The organism is Roseateles subflavus (assembly GCF_030285365.1).
Lineage (GTDB): Bacteria > Pseudomonadota > Gammaproteobacteria > Burkholderiales > Burkholderiaceae_C > Roseateles_B > Roseateles_B subflavus.
In genome coordinates this window covers 321,006-343,686 of record NZ_JASVDS010000004.1, presented here as the reverse complement: position 1 = coordinate 343,686, position 22,681 = coordinate 321,006, and the positions used below count along the sequence as shown (strand labels likewise).

Annotated in this window: 21 protein-coding genes; 16 read left to right on the top strand and 5 right to left on the bottom strand. The window is 68.2% G+C overall.

The features are described from left to right. The first annotated feature begins 12 nt into the window (after window positions 1-12). From QRD43_RS15900 to QRD43_RS15885, 4 genes are all read left to right on the top strand, one after another. Window positions 13-846 carry a thymidylate synthase gene (locus tag QRD43_RS15900; RefSeq protein ID WP_285983480.1) on the top strand — a complete coding sequence of 278 codons (834 nt, stop codon included), beginning with the start codon at window positions 13-15 and terminating at the stop codon, window positions 844-846. 20 nt (window positions 847-866) lie between these two features. Continuing rightward, on the top strand, window positions 867-1,373 hold the full coding sequence (locus tag QRD43_RS15895) for a dihydrofolate reductase (protein WP_285983479.1): 507 nt from the start codon (window positions 867-869) through the stop codon (window positions 1,371-1,373). 64 nt (window positions 1,374-1,437) lie between these two features. Then, window positions 1,438-2,016, top strand: a complete 579-nt coding sequence (locus QRD43_RS15890; protein ID WP_285983478.1) for a DUF4337 domain-containing protein — start codon at window positions 1,438-1,440, stop codon at window positions 2,014-2,016. A gap of 316 nt (window positions 2,017-2,332) precedes the next feature. Then, window positions 2,333-4,579, top strand: a complete 2,247-nt coding sequence (locus QRD43_RS15885; protein ID WP_285983477.1) for a sialidase/neuraminidase family protein — start codon at window positions 2,333-2,335, stop codon at window positions 4,577-4,579. A 28-nt stretch (window positions 4,580-4,607) separates the two neighbouring features. Here QRD43_RS15885 and QRD43_RS15880 read toward each other — a convergent pair whose 3' ends face one another. Together QRD43_RS15880 and QRD43_RS15875 are read right to left on the bottom strand one after the other, a co-directional pair. Next, on the bottom strand, window positions 4,608-5,873 hold the full coding sequence (locus QRD43_RS15880) for a radical SAM protein (protein ID WP_285983476.1): 1,266 nt from the start codon (window positions 5,871-5,873) through the stop codon (window positions 4,608-4,610). A gap of 76 nt (window positions 5,874-5,949) precedes the next feature. Then, window positions 5,950-6,114 carry a hypothetical protein gene (locus QRD43_RS15875; protein ID WP_285983475.1) on the bottom strand — a complete coding sequence of 55 codons (165 nt, stop codon included), beginning with the start codon at window positions 6,112-6,114 and terminating at the stop codon, window positions 5,950-5,952. Between the two features lie 501 nt (window positions 6,115-6,615). Between QRD43_RS15875 and xth the strand changes: the two genes are divergently transcribed. Together xth and QRD43_RS15865 are read left to right on the top strand one after the other, a co-directional pair. Then, window positions 6,616-7,380 (top strand): exodeoxyribonuclease III, encoded by a 765-nt coding sequence (gene xth / locus QRD43_RS15870; protein WP_285983474.1) that lies wholly within the window; start codon window positions 6,616-6,618, stop codon window positions 7,378-7,380. A gap of 67 nt (window positions 7,381-7,447) precedes the next feature. Beyond that, on the top strand, window positions 7,448-8,005 hold the full coding sequence (locus QRD43_RS15865) for a PaaI family thioesterase (RefSeq protein WP_434063894.1): 558 nt from the start codon (window positions 7,448-7,450) through the stop codon (window positions 8,003-8,005). A gap of 435 nt (window positions 8,006-8,440) precedes the next feature. On the opposite strand, the gene eda is transcribed toward QRD43_RS15865, so the two are convergent. Next, window positions 8,441-9,070: a bifunctional 4-hydroxy-2-oxoglutarate aldolase/2-dehydro-3-deoxy-phosphogluconate aldolase gene (eda, locus tag QRD43_RS15860; protein WP_285983473.1), complete on the bottom strand. Its 630-nt coding sequence runs from the start codon at window positions 9,068-9,070 to the stop codon at window positions 8,441-8,443. Between the two features lie 93 nt (window positions 9,071-9,163). Next, the gene (gene edd / locus QRD43_RS15855; RefSeq protein ID WP_285983472.1) at window positions 9,164-10,978 is read right to left on the bottom strand and encodes a phosphogluconate dehydratase; all 1,815 of its coding nucleotides are present in this window, start codon (window positions 10,976-10,978) and stop codon (window positions 9,164-9,166) included. 476 nt (window positions 10,979-11,454) lie between these two features. On the opposite strand from edd, the gene QRD43_RS15850 reads away from it, so the two are divergent. After that, complete coding sequence (locus QRD43_RS15850; RefSeq protein WP_285983471.1) at window positions 11,455-12,453, top strand: pirin family protein; 999 nt, start codon at window positions 11,455-11,457, stop codon at window positions 12,451-12,453. A gap of 50 nt (window positions 12,454-12,503) precedes the next feature. On the opposite strand, the gene QRD43_RS15845 is transcribed toward QRD43_RS15850, so the two are convergent. Beyond that, window positions 12,504-12,659 (bottom strand): hypothetical protein, encoded by a 156-nt coding sequence (locus QRD43_RS15845; RefSeq protein WP_285983470.1) that lies wholly within the window; start codon window positions 12,657-12,659, stop codon window positions 12,504-12,506. Window positions 12,660-12,937: 278 nt separating this feature from the next. On the opposite strand from QRD43_RS15845, the gene mutS reads away from it, so the two are divergent. From mutS to QRD43_RS15800, 9 genes are all read left to right on the top strand, one after another. Further along, the gene (gene mutS, locus QRD43_RS15840; RefSeq protein ID WP_434063893.1) at window positions 12,938-15,577 is read left to right on the top strand and encodes a DNA mismatch repair protein MutS; all 2,640 of its coding nucleotides are present in this window, start codon (window positions 12,938-12,940) and stop codon (window positions 15,575-15,577) included. A gap of 53 nt (window positions 15,578-15,630) precedes the next feature. Beyond that, the gene (locus tag QRD43_RS15835; RefSeq protein ID WP_285983469.1) at window positions 15,631-16,518 is read left to right on the top strand and encodes an alpha/beta fold hydrolase; all 888 of its coding nucleotides are present in this window, start codon (window positions 15,631-15,633) and stop codon (window positions 16,516-16,518) included. A gap of 45 nt (window positions 16,519-16,563) precedes the next feature. Next, window positions 16,564-18,207: a CTP synthase gene (gene pyrG, locus QRD43_RS15830; protein ID WP_285983468.1), complete on the top strand. Its 1,644-nt coding sequence runs from the start codon at window positions 16,564-16,566 to the stop codon at window positions 18,205-18,207. Between the two features lie 13 nt (window positions 18,208-18,220). Then, entirely contained in the window at window positions 18,221-19,078 is an 858-nt protein-coding gene (gene kdsA / locus QRD43_RS15825) for a 3-deoxy-8-phosphooctulonate synthase (protein ID WP_285983467.1), read from the top strand. A gap of 57 nt (window positions 19,079-19,135) precedes the next feature. Further along, window positions 19,136-19,426 (top strand): DUF1330 domain-containing protein, encoded by a 291-nt coding sequence (locus QRD43_RS15820; protein ID WP_285983466.1) that lies wholly within the window; start codon window positions 19,136-19,138, stop codon window positions 19,424-19,426. 110 nt (window positions 19,427-19,536) lie between these two features. Next, a complete protein-coding gene (gene eno / locus QRD43_RS15815) occupies window positions 19,537-20,823 on the top strand; it encodes a phosphopyruvate hydratase (RefSeq protein ID WP_285983465.1) in 1,287 nt (428 codons plus the stop codon). A 121-nt stretch (window positions 20,824-20,944) separates the two neighbouring features. Beyond that, window positions 20,945-21,214, top strand: a complete 270-nt coding sequence (locus tag QRD43_RS15810; protein WP_285983464.1) for a septum formation initiator family protein — start codon at window positions 20,945-20,947, stop codon at window positions 21,212-21,214. Between the two features lie 12 nt (window positions 21,215-21,226). Then, on the top strand, window positions 21,227-21,865 hold the full coding sequence (gene pnuC, locus QRD43_RS15805; RefSeq protein ID WP_285983463.1) for a nicotinamide riboside transporter PnuC: 639 nt from the start codon (window positions 21,227-21,229) through the stop codon (window positions 21,863-21,865). Between the two features lie 13 nt (window positions 21,866-21,878). After that, the gene (locus QRD43_RS15800; RefSeq protein ID WP_285983462.1) at window positions 21,879-22,607 is read left to right on the top strand and encodes an ATP-binding protein; all 729 of its coding nucleotides are present in this window, start codon (window positions 21,879-21,881) and stop codon (window positions 22,605-22,607) included. Window positions 22,608-22,681 lie beyond the last annotated feature (74 nt).

Genomic DNA, 22,681 nt, shown 5'->3' with positions numbered 1-22,681 from the left:
CAGGCCACCGCCGTGACGACCCGCCCCACCCGCCGCCAGTACGAAGACTTCATGCGCCATGTCCACGACCATGGCGTGACCAAGGCCGACCGCACCGGCACCGGCACACGCTCGGTCTTCGGCCACCAGATGCGCTTCGACCTGAACGAGGGCTTCCCGCTGGTCACCACCAAGAAGGTGCACCTGAAGTCCATCGTCCTTGAGCTGCTCTGGTTCCTGCGGGGGGATTCCAACGTGAAGTGGCTGCAGGAACGCGGCTGCACCATCTGGGACGAATGGGCCCGCGAGGACGGTGACCTCGGGCCGGTGTACGGCGTTCAGTGGCGCTCGTGGCCCACACCGGACGGCGGCCACATCGACCAGATCACCGACGTCCTGCAGCAGCTGCGCAGCAACCCGGATTCGCGCCGGATCATCGTCAGCGCCTGGAACGTGGCCGACCTGTCGAAGATGGCCCTGATGCCCTGCCACGCCTTCTTCCAGTTCTACGTGGCCCCCGCCACCGAACCCGGCGGCCGCGGCCGGCTGTCCTGCCAGCTGTACCAGCGCAGCGCCGACATCTTCCTCGGCGTGCCCTTCAACATCGCCAGCTACGCCCTGCTGACGCACATGGTGGCCCAGCAGTGCGACCTGGACGTCGGCGACTTCATCTGGACGGGCGGTGACTGCCACATCTACAGCAACCACTTCGAGCAGGTGCAGACGCAGCTGTCCCGCGAGCCCTTCCCCTATCCCACGCTGCACATCCGCCGCAAGCCCGACTGCCTCTTCGACTACCAGCTCGAAGACTTCGAGATCCAGGACTATCAGCACCACGCCGCCATCAAGGCGCCCGTGGCGGTCTGAGCGGCCAGGTGGGAGGCGCCATGCAAGACCTGACCCTCATCGCCGGCATCTGCCGGGACCGCGGCATCGGCCGGGGCAACGAGCTGCTCGTGCGCCTGCCGGAGGACATGGCGCACTTCAAGGCGCTCACAATGGGGGCCACCGTGCTGATGGGCCGTAAAACCTGGGACTCGATCCCGGCCAGGTTCCGCCCCCTGCCCGGGCGGCGCAACCTGGTGCTGAGCCGCCAGGCCGGACTGCAGCTGGACGGCGCGGAGGTCTTTCCTGACCTCGGCGCGGCGCTCGCGGCGTGTGGCGCGGGCGAGCGGGTCTTCGTGATGGGTGGCGCCGAGATCTACGCCCTCGCCCTGCCTCTCGCCACGGCCCTGGAACTGACCGAGTTCGACATCCAGCGCCCCGCGGATGCCTTCTTCCCCGCCTGGGACGGCACGGCGTTCCGCGAGGTCCGGCGCGAGCAGCATCAACACCGGGCCGGCGAGCCCGATGGCTTCACCTACCGCTTCGTGCGTCTGGAGCGCCAGCGCTGAGCGGGCGCGGCCGCCTCTCGGCGGCCACGCATCTTCATCATTCAAAGTTCAGGAGGAACGACCCATGTCTGGAGGCGGTTTTCACGTCCACGGCCCGCATGACCACGAGCTGGAGCATGCGGCGCAGCACGAACCCAAGGGCATGGCCGGCCAGCTGGCGGTGATCACCGCCATCCTGGCGACGGTCGGCGCCCTGTTCGCCTACATGGGCGGCGCTACGCAGGCCAATGCCGGCCTGTACAAGAACGACGCGGCGATCAAGAAGACGGAAGCGGCCAACAAGTGGGCCTACTTCCAGTCCAAGAGCAGCAAGCAGAATCTCGCGGAGATCGCCCTGGACCTCGCGCCGAGCGAGGAGCAGAAGGCCAAGTACAAGGCCAAGATCGAGCGCTACGAGACCGAGAAGAACGAGATCAAGAAGGAAGCGGAGGCCTTGGAAAAGGAGTCCGCCGACTTCGACCACAAGAGCGAGGAGCAGCTGCACCAGCACCACCGCTGGGCTCAGGCCACGACGGCGCTGCAGGTCTCCATCGCCGTCGCCGCCATCGCGCTGCTGACCCGCCGGCGCTGGATGGAGTGGGCCACGCTGGTGGTGGGTGGCGTGGGCATCGCGGTGGGCATCGCCGCCTGGCTGCATCTCTGACCCCGAGCCGGCGAGCTGGCTCGCCAAAGCGTCCCCTAGGCACGCGCCTCGGAGGCCGCTGACGCCCTTCTCGCCGCTGCGTCAGCCTGCACGGACGTCGAGCACCCAATTCAAGAAAAGACAAGGAACGGGGCCTTCGCGCGGCACCCGTCATCCAGGGAGGAAATTCATGATCGCAGCAGTCCTGCAAGCGCCTTCGTGCGCCCGAAAACTGACACTGACCCTGACGCTCACAGGCGCACTCCTGACGGCCTGCGGTGGGGGCGGAGGGGGAGGCGGTGGCAATGCCGAGCCCAAGCCGACGCCTGCGCCCGTCGTGAGCGCTCCGTCCATCGACGTGCCGCCTGCCGACGAATTCGTGCGACTGGGGCAGGCGGCGCTGGCATTCGGCGTCGAAGCCTCTGGCAGCGCCCTGAGCTACCAGTGGGAGCTCAGCCGAGATGGCGGCGGCAGCTTCACCCCGCTGGCCGGCGCGACGTCCGGCGTGCTGCATCTGCCCGATGTCAGCGGTACGCAGGCCAACGCCACTCACGTCCGCGTCATCGTGCGCAATGACGCCGGGCAGGCCATCAGCCGGCCCGCGCGAATCACGCGCCTGTCGCAGCCCGTGCCACACCATGGCCTGCCACTGTCGGTGCAGAGCGCCAGCACCCACCTGTGGATCAACGACACCACCCGCGTGGTGATGCATGGTACCGGCGACATCCAGCTGGAAAGCCCGCTGACCGACCACTGGGAAGTCGTTCGCAGCGCAAAGGTCGACACGCCCAATATCGCGGGCGACATGCACCTGACGAAGGGAGGCGGCGCCGTGCTGGGCTTCCTGCGCGGGCATTCCTCGCGCCCGGCGCTGCTGCTGGTGTCGGACGACCTAGGCAAGTCCTGGCGCCAGGTGCGCATGCCCGTGGCGAATCCCCATTCGGTTCAGGTCTTCACCTCGGGCGACGTGCTGCTCGTCAGCGAGGACCGGACGGCGCAGCTGTGGCGCACGCACGTGTCGCGCTTCGTATGGGCGCGACTCCCCGAGCCGGCCGATGGCACGGCGACGGCGCAGCGCTCCGAAGCCGTCACGTGGGCACACGACCCCCAGAGTGATCGCGCCTGGTTGCTGTCCGACGAAACCAGCGCTTCGGGCACCGCGGGCCTGGTGCTGCGCAGCACGGACGACCACGGCGTCAGCTGGGTCCGCCAGTCCCTGCCGGCCCTCCTTGCCACAGCCGCCCGCGCCCCGGGCGAGAGCCACCGGCTGCTATCGACTCCGCGCAGGGAACTGCTGCTGAGCCGGATGGCCTCGTCCCCCACCGAGGTACGCACGAGCTACTGGATCAGCCGCGATCAGGGCAAGAGCTGGGAAGACCGCACCTCGGGCCTGCTGCCGCCTGTGCTGGCCAACGAGGCACTCATTGACCCGGATTTCTGCGGTGACACACTGCTGGCCGATCCCATGCGTCAGGCCCTCTCCACGGACGGGGGGACCCACTGGACCCGCATGGCCGCTGAGCTGAACCTCGTGGGCTGCACGCCCGGCGGGGTGCTGAGCGCCAGCCGGGCCAGCGGAGGCCGCGTCCGGATGCACACGTCTGCGGACGGCGGTCAGTCATGGGCCCCTCTGATTCCGCCGGAGCACCCCTGGTCAAAGGCACCGGTCGTCAATGGGCGCGGTGGCTTCCTGGCCATGGACGTGGACCGCCAACTGTTCCTCGCGGACGGCCAGTCCTTCAAGGTCATCAAGCTCCCCGATCCGGCCAATCCCACACCGCCCCTGAACCTGCCAGACTGGCAGAACCCGACCTTCTTCGCCGGCAACGGCCAGGGCATCATGGCCCTGTACCGGGACAAGCGGTGGTTTGTCAGCCAGTCGGCCGGCGGCACGTGGACGGAACAGGTCGCCAATGTCGATGTGGATTGCCTGCCTCAGACGTTTGCGGTGTTGGAGAACGGTCGCTTCTTCTGCTTCACCACGCCGACTGCGATGGCCTTGAACATGGCCTGGTCGGATGACCTGGGCAAGACCTGGCACCTGGGCAATCAGCTGCAGTCCTTCAGTCCGGCCGCCTTCATCACGCCCGACTTCAGTGACGGCCGCCACGGCACGTCCCTGATCTTCCCGGACCCTCGCTCCGCGCCCCTGCCCCTGTTGACCCGCAATGGAGGTGAGTCCTGGCAGCTCGCCAGTGTGCCGCCGGGCGTCCGGCGCTTCGTGGGCATGGTGTGGAGCAACGCTGAGACCCTTGACGCCGTCGATACCGAGGGTCAGCGGCTGCGCTCCGTCGACGGTGGCCAGAGCTGGACCGTTTTGAACAGCGTTCCCTGCACGACCGGGAAGGCCAGCTTCGCCATGAGCCTGGCTCAACTGAAGCGGCTCAATGACAACGTCCTGCTGATGGCCTGCGGAGCGAGCGGAGAAACCCGCTTCCTGGCCAGCAAGGACGGTGGCGCATGGCAGCAGATCGGCGAGGCGTGGCCCTCGGAAGGCGTCGGGCTGACGGTGCTGAATGGGCAGGCCTGGGCCGTCCAGCCCCAAGGTGACGTGCATCTGCTGCACCTGCCTGTCTTCCCTTGAAGCAAGGGCTCAGCCTCTTGCCCACGGCTCAGCCGGTGACCAGCACCTCTTCGATGCGCGCCATCGGCACCCCGCGGCCCAGGGCCCATTGCGTCATGAGCACCAGCAGCTCCTGGAGCCCCTGGCAGTAGGCACTGGGGTTCGCATGGCCCTGGCCCGGCACGAAGCGGTAGGCGCGCCCACCGAGGACGTCGCCCCCCTCGCAGACATGCCCCCAGCAGCAGCTCTGGCAGACGGGGGAGCGCTCGCCCTGGGACTGCACATACCGCAGCATCTCGGGCGTGTCATAGAAATCATCCAGGCTCGTGTCCGCCCTGGCTTGGACGGCCGCCTGGAAGGCGTAGTCCGCCAGGCGGTCATCGTCCGGTCCGCACAGCTGCCCGTCGCTCTGGATGGTGAACGCGGTGTAGCCGCCGCGCCGCGCCTTGCCCTGGGCCAGCCCTTCCTGCCCGCCCAGCAGGCGGCCCAGCAGCGTCTGGAACAGCCGGATCTCGATGCTCGGATCTTCCCGTTCCGCCCAGGCGGTGAAGAGATCGCAGAGAAAGCGCGTGTAGCCTGCGCCGCCGTCGGGGCCGAAATGGTCCGGGCTGGAACCGGGGACCGGCAGACTGATATGCAGCAGGCGCTGTCCCAGATCGTCCACGAAGTGGCTGAGCACGCGCCGGGCGTCGAAACTGTAGTGAGGCACGCAGATCGTGCCGATGGCATAGATGCGCTTGGCGGCAGCCGCGGCCTGGAGCTTGCGAAGGCCGGCCACCACCTGGGCATGCGTGCCCTTTCCGCCATGGTCGAGCCGGAACAGGTCGTGATACTCCGCCGGACCATCCAGGCTGACGGCCACGGAGATGTCGAATCGCTCGAAGAGGTCGATCCATTCGTCGTCAACCAGCATGGCGTTGGTCTGCAGCGCAATGCGCAGCTGCTCCACGAAGCCCAGCCCCTCGCGCATCGCCCGGCACATCTGCTCGAAGCGATCCTTCTTCATCAGGAGCGGTTCGCCGCCATGGATGTCGATCTGCAGTGCCGAGGCGCCGCTGTCCCGCACCGCCTTCGCCAGAAAGGCCACGACGTCCTGTGCCGTTCCGCCATCCATGTAGACAGGATTGCCGGCGGCGTTGTCGTCCATGTTGAAGAAGTAGCAGTAGGTGCATGCGATGTTGCACCGCTCGGTGATCTTCAGGATGACCTCGAGGGTGTGCCACGGCCGCGGCTGCGTGCGCCGCGGTGCCTCTGGGTGCGGCGACGCCGAGCTCCGGCGCTGGATGTGCGAGGCGGGGATGACAATGGTTTGCATGGCGACGGCATCAGAAGAAGGAAGGCGGCGAGCGGACCTGCGTCCGACTCACCGCCTCGCCAGAGACTCAGGAGACTCAGAAGCGCATGGTCCAGGTGGCCTGCACCCACCACTCACGGCCACCGCTGACGGCGTCCAGCATGTCGTCGTCCAGCAGTTGCAGGTCGGCAGCGTCAGCCTTGGGTGCGGCGTCGGCGCTGACGATGTTGGCCACACGGCTCTTCAGGTCTTCGATCTTCATAGGAGATGCTTTCTTGGCCCTGCGTTTGATGTCGTGCACGCGGGCTGGGGCACAGCGCCGCGGCAGTCGGCCACCCCTTGTGGCCACTTCGGGCCCCAAGCCGCCGTGAAGACCAGGACTGCGACACGTCGCAGGGATTGAAACCAGGGTTTCATCGCTGGATCTCCAGGCCTTTCAGGACCAGAAGCCGGATGCACGTTAACCTCAAAACTGAGGGGCCAGACTCCAGGTAATCCTGATGCGGGACCTGTCAGCTCTTGCAGTTGCCGGGGTCTTTCGCGCACCTTTCGGAGCCACCTCGCGACCTCTGTCGAGCGCGACGGCACGGACATCGCCCCGGCCCACAACCCCAGCCTTGACAAAGTGCCCGCCTCCGCCCCTCACCGATGCCGCCCCACCTCGGCCGGCAGCAGCGCGCCCGGGACGAACGGCGCCCTGCGTGCCGTTCCCCCCGCCGTTCTGGTCGACAATGCCGCCTCTGCTGTCAACTGCTTCTTGGCCATGAAATTTGCCACCTGGAACGTCAACTCGCTGGCGGTGCGTCTGCCCCAGCTCCTGGACTGGCTCGCCGCCCATCCCGTCGATGCCCTGGTCCTGCAGGAGACCAAGCTCACCGATGACAAGTTCCCCACGCTCGAGATCGGCGCCGCCGGTTACCAAGTGCAGTGGTTCGGCCAGAAGACCTACAACGGCGTGGCCCTCCTGAGCCGCACGCCCGCGACGGACGTGGTCAAGAACATCCCCGGCCTGGCGGACGAGCAGGCGCGGGTGATCGCTGGCACGGTGGACGGTGTCCGCGTGATCGGCGCCTACTTCCCGAACGGCCAGGCCCCGGACAGCGAGAAGTTCGTCTACAAGATGGGCTGGCTCGACGCCTTGCGCGAATGGGTGCGGGCCGAACTGCAGACGCACGAGCGTCTCGTGCTGATGGGTGACTTCAACATCGCCCCGGAAGACCGGGACGTCTACGACCCGGTGGCCTGGGCCGGCCAGATTCACTGCACGCCGCAGGAGCGCGCCCATTTCCAGGGGCTGATCGATCTGGGACTGACCGATGCCTTCCGGATGTTCGAGCAGCCCCCCAAGAGCTGGAGCTGGTGGGACTACCGCAACCTGGCCTTCCGCAAGAATCAGGGGCTGCGCATCGACCACATCCTCGTCAGCGCTGCGCTGCGCGCGGGCGTGAGCGCCTGCGAGATTGACAAGCAGCCGCGCCGCAACGAGCGGCCGAGCGACCACGCACCGGTCATCGTCACCGTGGATTGAACCGCCCCCGCCCATCCGCACCAGCCGTCGCCGCACGTTGGCCATCCGAATTTCCTGTGGAGCCCCCATGAGCCGAACCGAGAGCACATCCCACGCCGACGCCCTGCTCCAACGCTGGTGCGATGACGAGGCCCAGGTGCGCGAGCGCATGCAAAGGCAGCCAGGCCTGGCGCGGCTGGATCAGCTCGCCGGCCTGGACGGGCTGGCCCAGATGCAGGCCATGCTGGCGGGCGAGCTGCCGCCACCACCCATCGCGTTGACGCTGGACTTCCTGCTGGTCGAGGTGGCGCGAGGCCAGGCGGTGTTCCAGGGCAAGCCGCAGTTCCGCCACTACAACCCGCTGGGCACCGTGCATGGCGGCTGGTTCGCCACGCTGCTCGATTCAGCACTGGGCTGCGCCGTGCACACCACGCTGGAAGCGGGCAGCGGCTATACGACGCTCGAATTCAAGGTGAACCTCGTGCGTGCGCTGACGGACAAGGTGCCGCTCGTGCGCGCCATCGGCGAAGTGACCCACCGGGGTCGTCAGGTGTCGACGGCCGAGGCGCGACTGGTCGGCCACGACGGGCGGCTCTATGCCCACGCCAGCACGACCTGCCTGATCTTCGAGCAGCGCCAGGGCTGAGCGGCGAGTGTCAACCCAGGGGGGGGCCGGCCGCCCCCATTGGCGCAGCATGTGCCAGCACGCCTCCGTTTGACAGGCCCTTGTTGGCAGACTCATTTGTCGACCTGTTTTCGGGCTTTTCTTTGCCGGCCGGCTCCGTCTGCTCAGTCAGACAACTCGGTCAGCCAACTTGAACGGCTAGCTCGAACGGCTAGCTCAGTCAGCTCAGTCAGCCAGCTCGGTCCGCCTGTTCAGTCAACTCCTACGCCCATCCAGGTGGACCTACTGCGAAGAGCCGGGCATCCCTTGTCGCGCCATTCACGCGCCCCACCCGGTGAGCCAGGAATTGACCGGCAGCAGTGCCAACACCCAGGCCGTTCTCATGCGGCCAACAGGCGTCCGTCCTGCGATCCTCAGGCGCTCATGGGGGGCCGTCTCGCGATCCTCCGGCCGTGTTCAAGCCCTCAGCGTATGGGTGGCTTTTGCCAACTGGGTGATTCGCACCCAATCGCCGGCATCCAGTGCATCCTGTGGCGTCAACCAGGAGCCGCCGCAGACTTTCACATTGGGCAGCGACAGGAATTGGGGCGCCGACTCCGGCGTGATGCCCCCGGTCGGGCAGAAGGCCACATCGGGGAAGGGGCCCGCCAGCGCCTTGAGCAGGTTGACGCCACCGACGGCCGCGGCCGGGAACAGCTTCAGGAAGTGATAGCCCGCCGCATTGGCCTGCATCACCTCGCTCGCGGTGGAGACGCCCGGCAGCAGGGGCAGATCCTGCCCCTGGGCCGCGACGGCGATCTCGGTGCTGAAGCCCGGGCTGACGCCAAAGCGGCAGCCCGCGCTCTTCGCGGCGGCGACGTCGGCGGCGGTGCGCAGCGTGCCGGCGCCGACGATGGCCTCCGGCACCGCGCGTGCCATGGCTTCCATCGCTTGCAGCGCCACCGGGGTGCGTAGCGTCACCTCCAGGACCTTCACCCCACCGGCGACCAACGCCTCCGCCAGAGGCACGGCGTGCTCGAGCTTGTGGATCACGATGACGGGGATGACGGGGCCGTGGCTGGCGAGGCTGAGGGTCTGGTGGCTCATGCGGATTCCAATGGGGAAGAGGCGATCAAAGGAGCGGGGCTGCCTGACGGTGGCGACACGTCAAGGCCGGCCACCGACAGGTCATCGGGCAGATCAGAGCCACGTCACGGCGCCCTCCTCGGCGCTGCGGACGTTTCGGCGGAATCCTCCGAAGAGGTTGCGTCCAAGCCCCGTGGCGTTATCGGCGGCCTGGGCAGGGTCCAGGGTAGCCAGCGCGCGGGCCTCCCAGACGTCGGCGGGCACCTGCGCCGAGAGTTCGCCCGTCACCGCATCCAGCCGCACGACGTCGCCGTCCTGCAGCCGAGCCAGCGGGCCACCCGCCAGGGACTCCGGGCTGACGTGGATGGCGGCCGGCACCTTGCCCGACGCCCCACTCATGCGACCGTCCGTCACGAGGGCCACCTTGAAGCCCTTGCCCTGCAGGACCGCCAAGGGCGGCGTGAGCTTGTGCAGCTCGGGCATGCCATTGGCCTGCGGGCCCTGGAAGCGGACCACCACGACCACGTCGCGGTCCAGCTCGCCGGCCTTGAACGCCGCCTGCATCGAGTCCTGATCATGGAAGATGCGGCACGGCGCCTCGACCACATGGCGGTCCTCGGGCACGGCCGACACCTTGATCACCGCGCGCCCCAGATTGCCCGACAGCAGTTTCAGGCCGCCCGTGGCGCTGAAGGGCTCGGCCGCCGTCCGCACGACGCTGACGTCGCCGGAGCCGGCTGGCAGATCCTGCCAAGCCAGGCCGTCGGCGCTGACATACGGCACGCGCCCATAGGCCTCGAGACCCGGGCCGTGGATGGTGAGCACCTCACCGTGCATCAGGCCCGCCCCCAGCAGCTCACGGATCACGAACCCGGGGCCGCCGGCCGCCTGGAACTGGTTCACGTCGGCACTGCCATTGGGGTAGACGCGTGCCAGCAGCGGCACGACAGCCGACAGCTCGGAGAAGTCCGTCCAGTCAATGTGGATGCCCGCCGCCCGCGCGACGGCCACCCAGTGAATCAGGTGGTTGGTGGAGCCGCCGGTGGCGAGCAGCGCGACCATGGCATTGACGATGCAGCGCTCGTCCACCACACGGCCGATGGGCGTGAAGTCAGCGCCCGGGGCGATGCGGAGAGCCTGGCGGACGGCTTCGCGGCTCAGCTGCTCCCGCAGGTCCTCATGCGGGTGGATGAAGGCGGCGCCCGGCACATGCAGGCCCATGGCCTCCAGCAGCATCTGGTTGCTGTTCGCCGTGCCGTAGAACGTGCAGGTCCCCGCCCCGTGGTAGGCGGCGGACTCGGCCTTGAGCAATTCCTCGCGCCCGACCTTGCCCTGGGCGTACAGCTCGCGGACCTTGGCCTTGTCGCTGTTGGACAGGCCCGACCCCATGGGGCCGGCAGGGACGAACACGCAAGGCAGATGGCCGAAGCTCAGGGCGCCGATGAGCAGCCCCGGCACGATCTTGTCGCAGATGCCCAGCAGCAAGGCGGCATCGAAGATGTCGTGACTCAGCGCCACGGCGGTGCCCATCGCGATGGCATCGCGGCTGAACAGGCTCAGCTCCATGCCCGGCAGGCCTTGCGTCACGCCATCGCACATCGCCGGCACCCCGCCGGCGACCTGGACCGTGGCTCCGTGGCGGCGCGCCTCGTCGCGGATGAGGTCCGGGTAGCGCTCATAGGGCTGGTGGGCGGAGAGCACATCGTTATAGGCCGTCACGACGCCCAGGTGCGTGGGCCGCTCCGCCACGATGCGCAGCTTGTCATTCGGCGGCATGGCGGCGAAGGCATGGGCGACGTTGGCACAGCCCATGCGCTCAGGCCCGCGCTTGCGCTGTGCCAGACGGTCAAGTTCGGCCAGATAGCGTTCACGGTCCGGGGCACTGCGCTCGCGGATGCGGGCGGTCACGGTTTGCAGCGTCTTGTTCATGCGTCTCGTCTACCGGGTGGATGTAACTCAACCCTTGTTAAGTTGGTAACCATATTACAAGAACTGAGCCCCCCGTGGGTTACAAGCCGAGTACAGGCGGGATTCGCTTCACCGGCACCGGACCCCGTGGCACGGAGTCCGGACATGGGGACTGCGGGGTGGCGGGCAAGACAGAATCCCGCTTCCACGCCGGGGCGGACCCGATTCCCGCCTGCGTGCCGCGGGGCGCAGTCCTTGACGTAGGCGACACGCAGAAGGATCAGGATCAGGATCCGGATGAAGATCAGGACCACGACCAGGCCATGAGAACCCCGAAACGACCGCAAGGCCAGGCGCTGCCGCCCCGTTGAGCCCGTATGCTGGGCGAGCGCGTGGGCCGCTACGGTGCCTCCGGGCACGACCACCGGTCCGACGGGTACGGCCCCCAGCGCCACCCTCGGGCACTCCGGCCCCAACAAGTACAGGACGACCACCACATGAACCCGACACGTCTCATCAGCGGGCATGACAAGGACCTCGGCGGCGGCTTCAAGGTGCTGCGACTGCTCCCGGCGCTGGGGCAGCGCAGCGTCGGGCCTTTCATCTTCATGGACCACTTCGGCCCGGCCATCAGCCACGGGGACCCGGCCCATGACGTGCGGCTGCATCCGCACATCGGATTGAGCACGGTGAGCTACCTGTTCGAGGGCGCCCTGCTGCACCACGACAGCACCGGTGCCCGCCAGGAGATCCAGCCGGGAGACATCAACTGGATGACAGCAGGCCGGGGCATCGTGCATAGCGAGCGCGCGCCCGAACATCTCCGGGGCAGCGCCTACACCCTGCACGGCCTCCAACTGTGGTGTGCCCTGCCGCTGCACGAGGAGGACTGCGCCCCCAGCTTCCAGCATGTGGCCGCGAACGAACTGCCGGCGATCGAGCGCGAAGGTGCCTGCGTGCGACTGCTCGTGGGCGCGCTAGACGGCCAGCGCTCGCCCGTCCGGACGGCGACCCGCACCCTGTACCTCCACCTGCGCCTGTCACCCGGCGCCCGCCTGGACCTGGGCCAGTGGGCAGACGAACTGCCCGAGGAGCTGGCGGTCTACGCGCCCGGCCAGGATCTGCTGCTCAATGGCGAACCGCTCCCGGCGCGCCGACTGGCGGTGCTGACGACACGCCACACAGCCACCCCAACTTCTGAGCCGCCGCCCACGACATCCGACCAGACCTTGCCCACCTCAGCCGAGACGATCGCCCGCTCGCCGGATCAGGCCACCGCGGGCAGCCTCGAACTTGCGGCCTCGCCTTTGACCTCTGAACCCACGGACGTCATCGTGCTGGGCGGCGCCCGCCTGGATGCTCCCCGGCACCTGTGGTGGAACTTCGTCTCGAGCCGCCAGGACCGCATCGACGAGGCCGCCCGCGACTGGGCTCAGGGGCGATTTCCCCCGGTGGAGGGCGAAGAGGACTTCATTCCCTTGCCGGCCCGTCGATAGCCCGGGAGCTGCACCTCGCCTCTCGGCCTCACTGCATCAAGGCCGCCCGCTCAGCCCAGCACGCCGAAGGCCAGGCCGAGGACAGTCAAGCCGCCGATCCCGAGGATCCAGGATTCCGGCTCCTGCATGCGCACCCCGACGCTGCCGCCGACCGCTCTGCTGACCTTCATGCCCACTTTCACGCCCATGCGCTTGACCGCTGCCATCTGCTGCTCCCGCTTTCGTGCTTGACCAGGTGGCAGGCGGCGCCGGGTGGCGGGCCTGCCGGAACTTCGTGATGGCGCAAGAATACTGTATACGCATACAGTATTCAAGTACTTTTGCCGCGTTCACCTCGGCGCATCGCCAGGACAGAGGAGGCAAACCCGCCGGTGGGCCCGAAGAGGGCCTGCCCGTCGGCAGATTCGGCCGGCCAGCCGCTAAGATGCGTCCCCCGTGAGCCCTGCCGGACTCGCTCTCCTCCTACCGACTCTTCGACGCCGACATGGCCCAAGCCCCCAGCAGCGCCGCCTACGCAGGTCAGGCCGCCCCAGCAGCCCAGGACTTCTCCGCCCACACGCCCATGATGGCGCAGTACCTGCGCATCAAGGCCGAGTTCCCGGACACCCTGGTCTTCTACCGCATGGGGGATTTCTACGAAGTCTTCTACGACGACGCTCGCAAGGCCAATGCGCTGCTGGACATCACCCTGACGGTGCGCGGCCAGAGTGCCGGCGAGCCGGTGGTGATGGCCGGGGTTCCGGTGAATGCGTTGGAGTCCTACCTGTCCAAGCTGATCAAGCTGGGCGAGGCCGTGGCCATTGCCGAGCAGGTCGGTGAGGTGGGGGCCACGAAGGGGCCGGTCGAGCGCAAGGTCGTGCGTGTGGTCACGCCCGGCACTGTCACCGACACCGAGCTGCTGGCCGACAAGCAGGACAGCATCCTGCTCGCCGTGGCGAGCACCGGCGCCCGCGCCAAGCCCACGCTGGGCCTGGCCTGGCTGTCGCTCACCCAGGGCCAGCTGGGCCTGGCCGAATGCAGTGCCGAGGAGCTGCCGTCCTGGCTCGCTCGTCTGTCCCCCGCCGAGGTGCTGGTGGATCGGGAGCGCCAGCCCGCCGGCGTGCTGGTGGCACGACTGCCCATCACCAACCGCCCCAGCTGGCAGTTCGACACCGCCCTGGGCCTGCGCAAGCTCTGCGAGCAGCTTGGCGTGGCCAGCCTGCAGGGCCTGAATGCACAGGAGCTGGCGGCCGCCCAGGCCGCCGCCGCGGCGCTGCTCAGCTATGCCGAGCACACCCAGGGCCGGGCGCTGGCCCACGTGAAGAGCCTGCAGGTGCAGCGCGCCTCGGAGCTGCTGGACCTCCCGCCCGCCACCCAGCGCAACCTGGAACTGACCCAGACGCTGCGCGGCGAGACCAGCCCCACCCTGCTCTCGCTGCTGGACAGCTGCCGCACCGGCATGGGCAGCCGAGCGCTGCGCCAGTGGCTGCTGCATCCGAAGCGCGAGCGCAGCGAGGCCGTGGCCCGTCACGACGCCATCGCCACCTTCCTCTCCCACGGCTTCGAGGGTCTGCGTGAGGCACTGCGCCAGGTCTCGGACGTCGAGCGCATTGCCGCCCGGGTGGCCCTGCGCCAGGTGCGCCCGCGCGAACTGGCGGGCCTGCGCGCCACGCTGCTGACGCTGCCGGCCCTGCAGTCCCAGGTGCCGCCCTCGGGCAGCGCGCTGCTGCAGTCTCTGGGCGACGGCCTGCTGGCCTCGCCGCATCTGGCCGAGCTGCTGAGCCGCGCCATCGCCGAGGAGCCGGCGGTGCTGGTCCGCGATGGCGGCGTCATCGCGCCCGGCTTCGATGCCGAGCTGGACGAGTTGCGCGGCATCAGCCAGAACTGCGACGCCTACCTGCTGGACCTCGAGGCGCGCGAGCGCGCCCGCACCGGCATCGGCAACCTGCGCGTGCAGTACAACAAGGTGCATGGCTTCTACATCGAGGTCACCACCGGCCAGCTGGACAAGGTCCCCATGGACTTCCAGCGTCGCCAGACCCTCAAGAACGCCGAGCGCTTCATCACGCCGGAACTCAAGAGCTTCGAGGACAAGGCGCTGTCGGCCCAGGAACGTGCGCTGTCCCGGGAGAAGGCGCTGTACGAGCTGGTGATCGACGAGCTGATCAACGAGCTGCCCGCCCTCACACGGCTGGGCCGCGCCCTGGCGAGCCTGGACGCCCTGGCCGCGCTGGCCGAGCGCGCCGCCACGCTGGGCTGGGCACGGCCCGAGTTCGTGCCGCAGCCCTGCATCGACATCCAGGCAGGCCGCCACCCCGTCGTGGAGATGCGCCTGCGCGAGACCGGCGCCGGCGAGTTCATGGCCAACGACTGCCGGCTCGACGCCCGCACCCGCATGCAGGTCATCACCGGGCCGAACATGGGCGGCAAGAGCACCTTCATGCGCCAGGTGGCGCTGATCTGCCTGCTGGCCGCCATGGGCGCCTACGTGCCGGCGCGCAGCTGCCGCCTCGGGCCGATGGATGCGATCCACACCCGCATCGGTGCGGCGGACGACCTCGCCAACGCCCAGTCCACCTTCATGCTGGAGATGACCGAGGCCGCCGCCATCCTGCACGGCGCCACCGAGCAGTCCCTGGTGCTGATGGACGAGATCGGGCGGGGCACCTCCACCTTCGACGGCCTGGCGCTGGCCGGCGCCATCGCCAGCCACCTGCACGACAAGTGCCGCGCATTCACGCTGTTCGCGACCCACTACTTCGAGCTCACCGAATTCCCGGTCCGGCATACGCAGGCCGTGAACATGCACGTCTCGGCAGCGGAAAGCGGGGACGACATCGTCTTCCTGCACGAGATCCAGCCCGGACCCGCGAGCCGCAGCTACGGGGTGCAGGTCGCGCGCCTGGCCGGCATGCCGGGCAGCCTCGTGCGGCAGGCGCGCGCCACGCTGGAGGCTCTGGAAGCCAAGGCCGGCGAGGCCGAGACCCAGATCGACCTCTTCGCCGCGCCACCAGAGCCGCCCGCGGCTGTCACGGAGGCGACCCATCCGCTGCTGGAGGCCCTGCATGATCTGGACCCCGATGCCCTTAGCCCCCGGGAGGCGCTGGAGCAGCTGTACAAGCTCAAGCAGATGGCCCGCGCCTGAGCGGCGCCTCCGCCGGCGCCTGCCCATTTGCCCCCGACCCGAGACCCTGCCCCATGCCCGCCTCCCAGCCCGGCACCACGCCCGCCGAACGCCACCTCGTCTTCTCGCATGCCAACGGCTTCCCGTCGGGCTGCTACCGGGTGCTGTTCGAGACCTGGCAGCGTGCCGGCTGGACCGTGCATGCCATCCCCCGGCTGGGCCACGACCCCGCCTATCCCGTCACCAGCAACTGGCCCCACCTGCGGGACCAGCTGATCCACTTCATCGAGCGTGAGGTGCGACCGCGCATGGCGACGCCCGGGCCGGTCATGATGGCCGGGCATTCCCTGGGCGGCGGCGTGAGCCTGCTGGCGGCGTGCCGGCGCCCGGACCTCGTCCGCGGCCTGCTGATGCTGGACTCCCCCGTGGTGTCCGGCTGGAAGGCGCACAGCATTCATGTGGCCAAGCTCACCGGGCTGATCGAGCGCGTGTCCCCCGGCAAGATCTCCAGCCAGCGCCGCCACCGCTGGCCCACGCGGGAGGCCGTCTTCGAGCATTTCGCCAGCAAGCACAAGTTCGCTCGCTGGGACGAACGGGTGCTGCGCGACTATGTGGCGAGCGGCTTCGACGACGTGACCGGGCCGGATGGCCCCGGGGTCGAGCTGGGCTTTCGCCGCGAGGTCGAGACCCGCATCTACAACACGCTGCCGCACACCTTCGACCGCATCGTGCGGCGCCATCCGCCCCGATGCCCGCTGGCCTTTGTGGCCGGCACGCAGTCGGAAGAGCTGCGGCAGGCCGGAGCCGAAGCCAGCAAGCGCCTGGCCGGCCACAACTTCCACTGGATGGAGGGCGGGCACCTCTATCCCTTCGAGCGCCCCGACGATACAGCCGCCCTCGTCCTGCAGTTGCTGGATCGTCTGGAAGCCGAGGCCGCTGCCCCCGGCGCGACCTCGCTATAATCGCGCTTTACCACCACAGCGTTCTTGCATCGGACGCTGCAAGACATGACCAAGTACGTCTTCGTCACCGGCGGTGTGGTGTCCTCCCTCGGCAAGGGCATCGCATCGGCCTCTCTGGCTGCCATCCTCGAATCGCGCGGCCTCTCCGTCACCCTCATCAAGCTGGATCCCTACATCAATGTGGATCCGGGCACGATGTCCCCCTTCCAGCACGGCGAAGTCTTCGTCACCGATGACGGTGCCGAGACTGACCTGGACCTGGGCCACTACGAGCGCTTCATCACCACGCGGATGAAGAAGGCCAACAACTTCACCACCGGCCAGATCTACATGTCGGTGCTGGAGAAGGAGCGCCGTGGCGACTACCTGGGCAAGACGGTGCAGGTGATCCCGCACATCACCAATGAAATGCAGGAGTTCATCCGCCGCGGCGCCGGTCACGGCACGCCGGATGCCGTGGACGTGGCCATCGTCGAGATCGGCGGCACGGTGGGGGACATCGAGTCCCTGCCCTTCCTGGAAGCCGCGCGCCAGATGAGCCTGAAGATGGGCCCGACGAATGTCGCCTTCGTCCATCTGACCTATGTGCCGTGGATCGCCGCTGCCGGCGAGCTCAAGACCAAGCCCACCCAGCACACGGTGCAGAAGCTGCGCGAAATCGGCATTCAGCCCGATGCCCTGCTGTGCCGCGCCGACCGCCGCATCCCGGATGACGAGCGCGAGAAGATCTCGCTGTTCACCAATGTGCCCGAGTACGGCGTGATCTCCATGTGGGACGTGAACACCATCTACAAGGTGCCGCGCGTGCTGCATGAGCAGGGTCTGGACCAGCTGATCTGTACCAAGCTGCAGCTCAACACCAAGTCGGCCGACCTGAAGCGCTGGGACACCCTGGTGCACGAGGTGGAGAACCCGGCCAAGCAGGTCACCATCGCCATGTGCGGCAAGTACACCGACCTGTCGGACTCGTACAAGTCGCTGAACGAGGCGCTGCGCCACGCCGGCATCCACAACCATGCCGGCGTCAAGATCGAGTATGTCGACTCCGAGCAGCTGACGACGGACAACATCGCTCAGCTGGGCCAGTACGACGCCATCCTGGTGCCGGGCGGCTTCGGCAAGCGCGGTGTCGAGGGCAAGATCCTCGCGGCCCAGTACGCCCGCGAGCACAAGGTGCCCTACCTGGGCATCTGCCTGGGCATGCAGGTTGCCACGATCGAGTACGCCCGCCACATGGCCGGCCTCGAGGGCGCGAACTCCACGGAGTTCGACCCGGACGCTCCGCACAAGGTCATTGCCCTGATCGACGAATGGCAGGACGCCGACGGCACCATCCAGAAGCGCGACGAGAAGAGCGACCTCGGCGGCACCATGCGCCTGGGCGCCCAGAGCTCGGACGTCAAGCCCGGCACGCTGGCCCACGAGATCTACGGCCCGGTCGTGACCGAGCGCCATCGCCACCGCTACGAAGCCAACGAGCACTACCTCGACAAGCTGCAGGCGGCCGGCCTCGTGATCTCGGCCATCACCCAGCGCGAGAAGCTGACCGAGATCGTCGAGCTGCCGCGCGAGGTGCACCCCTGGTTCGTCGGCGTGCAGTTCCACCCCGAGTTCAAGTCCACCCCCTGGGACGGCCATCCGCTGTTCACCGCCTTCATCAAGGCGGCCCTGAACCACAAGAAGGCCTGAAGGAATCCTGCCCATGAAGCTCTGCGGCTTTGATGTCGGTCTCGACAAGCCTTTCTTCCTGATCGCCGGCACCTGCTCGATCGAGAGCCAGGAGCTCTCCATCGAGGTCGCCGGCCAGCTGAAGGAGGCCTGCTCGGCGCTGGGCATCCCCCTGATCTACAAGGGCTCCTTCGACAAGGCCAACCGCTCCTCCGGCACCAGCAAGCGCGGTGTCGGGATGGACGCCGGCCTGAAGATCCTGGACGAAGTGCGTCGCCAGCTGGGCCTGCCCATCCTGACCGATGTGCATGACGAATCCCAGGTCGCCCCCGTGGCCGCCGTGGTGGACGTCCTGCAGACGCCGGCCTTCCTGTGCCGCCAGACGGACTTCATCCGTGCGGTGGCCAAGTCGGGCAAGCCGGTGAACATCAAGAAGGGGCAGTTCCTCGCGCCCTGGGACATGAAGAACGTCATCGACAAGGCGCGCGAGGCCGCTCGCGAGGCCGGCCTCTCGGAAGACCGCTTCCTGGCCTGCGAGCGTGGCGTCAGCTTCGGCTACAACAACCTCGTGGCCGACATGACCAGCCTCGCCGAGATGCGCAACTCCGGCGCGCCGGTGGTGTTCGACGTCACCCACTCGGTGCAGAAGCCCGGCGGCCAGGGCGCCACCAGCGGCGGTGCCCGCGAGATGGTGCCGGTGCTGGCACGGGCCGGCGTCGGTGTGGGCGTGGCGGGCCTCTTCATGGAGACCCATCCGCGCCCGGCCGAGGCCTTCTCCGACGGCCCCAACGCCGTCCCCCTGAATCGCATGCGGGCGCTGCTCGAGCAGCTCGTGGCCCTGGACCGCGTGGTCAAGAGCCAGCCCCTGCTGGAGAACGACTTCTCCGCCTGACCCCACGATCCCGGCGCGTCCTTCACAGGCCGCGCCGCTTTCTTATCAAGGATGCCCATGCCCGTCGCCTTCGTGATTGCCGACGTCACCGTGACCGATGCCGAGCAGATGGCCAAGTACCGGGAATGGAGCACCCGCGCCATGCAGGAGCATGGCGCCGAGGTCCTCGTGCGCGGCGGCGCCATCGAGGTGCTGGAAGGCGACTGGCAGCCCACCCGTCTGGTGCTGCTGAAGTTCGCGGACCACGCCACCGCCCGCGCCTTCTACGATTCCGAGACCTACCGGCATGCCCGGACGCTGCGCGAGAACGCCGGCGTGATGCGCATGCTGATCGTCGACGGGGTGTGAGCACCGCGCCCACCCCGTGCCTCTCGATTGTTCAGCGCGCGTAACCTTTTGCTGGCACCATGCGCGCCGAACGTAACTAAGTTACCAACTTCCTACCGGAGACTTTCTCAATGAGCGCCATTGTTGACATCGTCGGACGCGAGATCCTCGACAGCCGCGGCAACCCCACCGTGGAATGCGACGTGCTACTGGAATCGGGCGTGATGGGCCGTGCGGCTGTGCCGAGCGGTGCCTCCACCGGCTCGCGCGAAGCCATCGAACTGCGTGACGGCGACAAGAGCCGTTACCTGGGCAAGGGCGTGCTGAAGGCCGTCGAGCACATCAACACCGAGATCAGCGAAGCCGTGCTGGGCCTGGACGCCTCCGAGCAGGCCTTCCTGGACAAGACCCTGATCGACCTCGACGGCACCGAGAACAAGAGCCGCCTGGGCGCCAACGCCATGCTGGCCGTCTCGATGGCCGTGGCCCGCGCCGCGGCCGAGGAATCCGGCCTGCCCCTGTACCGCTACTTCGGCGGCATGGGTGGCAACCAGCTGCCTGTCCCGATGATGAACGTCATCAACGGCGGCGCCCACGCGAACAACTCGCTGGACCTGCAAGAGCTGATGATCATCCCCGTGGGCGCCCCGAGCTTCCGCGAAGCCCTGCGCTGGGGCGCCGAGGTGTTCCACGCCCTGAAGAAGATCCTGCACGACAAGGGCATCAGCACCGCCGTGGGCGACGAAGGTGGCTTCGCCCCCAGCGTCGAGAGCCATGAGGCCGCGATCCAGCTGATCCTGGAAGCCATCGACAAGGCCGGCTACACCGCCGGCGAGCAGATCGCCCTGGGCCTGGACTGCGCCGCGAGCGAGTTCTACAAGGACGGCAAGTACGTGCTGGAAGGCGAAGGCGGCATCCAGCTGACGGCCGAGCAGTGGACCGACATGCTGGCCACCTGGGTCGACAAGTACCCCATCATCTCCATCGAGGACGGCATGGCCGAAGGCGACTGGGACGGCTGGAAGCACATCACCGAGCGCCTGGGCGCCAAGGTGCAGCTGGTGGGTGACGATCTCTTCGTGACCAACACCAAGATCCTGAAGGAAGGCATCGACAAGGGCATCGCCAACTCGATCCTCATCAAGATCAACCAGATCGGCACACTGACCGAGACCTTCGCCGCCATCGAGATGGCCAAGCGCGCCGGCTACACCGCCGTGATCTCGCACCGCTCGGGCGAGACGGAAGACTCCACCATCTCCGACATCGCCGTGGGCCTGAACGCCGGCCAGATCAAGACCGGCTCGCTGTCGCGCTCGGACCGCATGGCCAAGTACAACCAGCTGCTGCGCATCGAGGAAGACCTGGGCGACGTCGCCGTCTACCCCGGCCGTTCGGCGTTCTACAACCTGCGCTAAGACCCTGTGGTCCGGACCCCACGGTCCGGCCTCCGAGGCCCTGCCACCCCCGGGTGTCGGGGCCTTTTTCATGGACATCCCGCAAACGAGCCGTCATCGGACTGCCTTAAACTCAGCCCTCGTGAAAATCCTCGCGCTCATCCTTGCCGCCTTCCTCATCGCCATCCAGGGCCAGCTCTGGTTCGGCAAGGGGGGCCTGGCCCGCGGCGTCCAGCTGCGCGCCGAGCTGCGCCAGCAGCAGCAGGCCAATGAGCAGGCCCAGGCGCGCAATGCGCTGATCCAGGCCGAGCTGCGCGACCTGCGTGAAGGCCTGGAAATGGTCGAGGAAAAGGCCCGCTACGAACTGAGCATGGTTCGCCCGGACGAGATCTACGTCCAGGTCCATCGCTGATCTGCCCTTCCCATGGATGTCCTGCTCGCCTGGCTGAGCCCCCTGCTGCTGCCCGCCTTCGAGGCCTTCGGCAGCCCCATCACCTGGCTGGAGCTGGTGGCCTTCGTGCTGGCCGTCTGGATGGTCATCTGCAATATGCGGGTGCAGGTGCTGGGCTGGCCGCTGGCGCTGGTGAGCTCGCTGCTCTATTTCGTGCTGTTCTGGTCTGGCAAGCTGTATGGCGAGGCCTCGCTGCAGCTGGTGTTCGCGGCGCTCGCGCTGTGGGGCTGGCTGCAGTGGCTGCGGGGGCGCACCCGCGAGGGCGAGGCCCTTTACGTGCGCCGCCTGGGGCAGCACCACCTCGCGCTGGCCGTGGGCGTCACCCTCTTGGCCTGGCCGCTGCTGGGGCTCTACCTGGCGCACTACACCGACTCCACCCTGCCTTACTGGGATGCCTTCCCGACGGTGGCGAGCCTGCTCGGCCAGTACCTGCTGGGTCGCAAGTACCAGGAGAACTGGGGCGTGTGGGTGGTGGTCAATGTGGTGTCCGTGGCCCTGTTCGCCATCAAGGGCTACTGGCTGACGGTGCTGCTCTACGCCGGCTTCATCCCGATGTCCGTGGCCGGCTGGCGCGCATGGTCGCGCGAGCTGCGCGCCCAGCCGGCGGTCTGAGCTCGTTCGCACCATGACCGCCCTGAGGATCGCCCTGCTCGGCGCCGAGAGCACCGGCAAGAGCACCCTCGCCCAGGCCCTGCACGAGACGCTGCCCGTGCTCACCGGACTGCGCGTCGCCCGGGTGGACGAGTACCTGCGCGAATGGTGTGATCGCGAGGGCCGCACGCCCCGCGCGGACGAGCAGCGCGCCATCGTCGAGGAGCAGGAGCGTCGGGCGGACGCCCTGGCGGTCGGCCATGACGTGCTGATCGCCGACACCACCGGCCTGATGCCCGCCCTCTACAGCGAATACCTCTTCGCCGACACGAGTCTGGCGGCCCCCGCCCACCATGCCCATCGCCGCTACCACCTGAGCCTGCTGATGGCGACGGACCTGCCCTGGGTGGCCGATGGCATGCGGGACGGTCCGCACGCGCAGGCGCCCGTGGACCGGCTGCTGCGCCGCTGGCTGCGCGAGGGGGGCCACGCCTTCGTCGTCGTCCAGGGGCAAGGTCCGCAGCGGCTGGAACAGGCCTTGAATGCGATCACGCCGCTGCTCAAGGATCGCGCCGCTGCGCTGCCGCCGACATCGCCGTCCACCGTCGGCAAGCCCGCGTCGGGCGGCCTCTTCAGCCGCCTGCTCGACCGGCAGGCCCGACTCCCCGGCAGCACGCGCTGGACCTGCGAGCTCTGCGACGACCCGGCGTGTGAGCATGCGCTGAAGTCAGCCCTGCCGCCGGCAACGCCCCGCGTGCCTTGACGCGCCCGCCCGGCGACTGCACACTGGCCGGCGATCGGGGCAAACGTTTGGCTTTCTCGCCGCAGCGAGGCTGA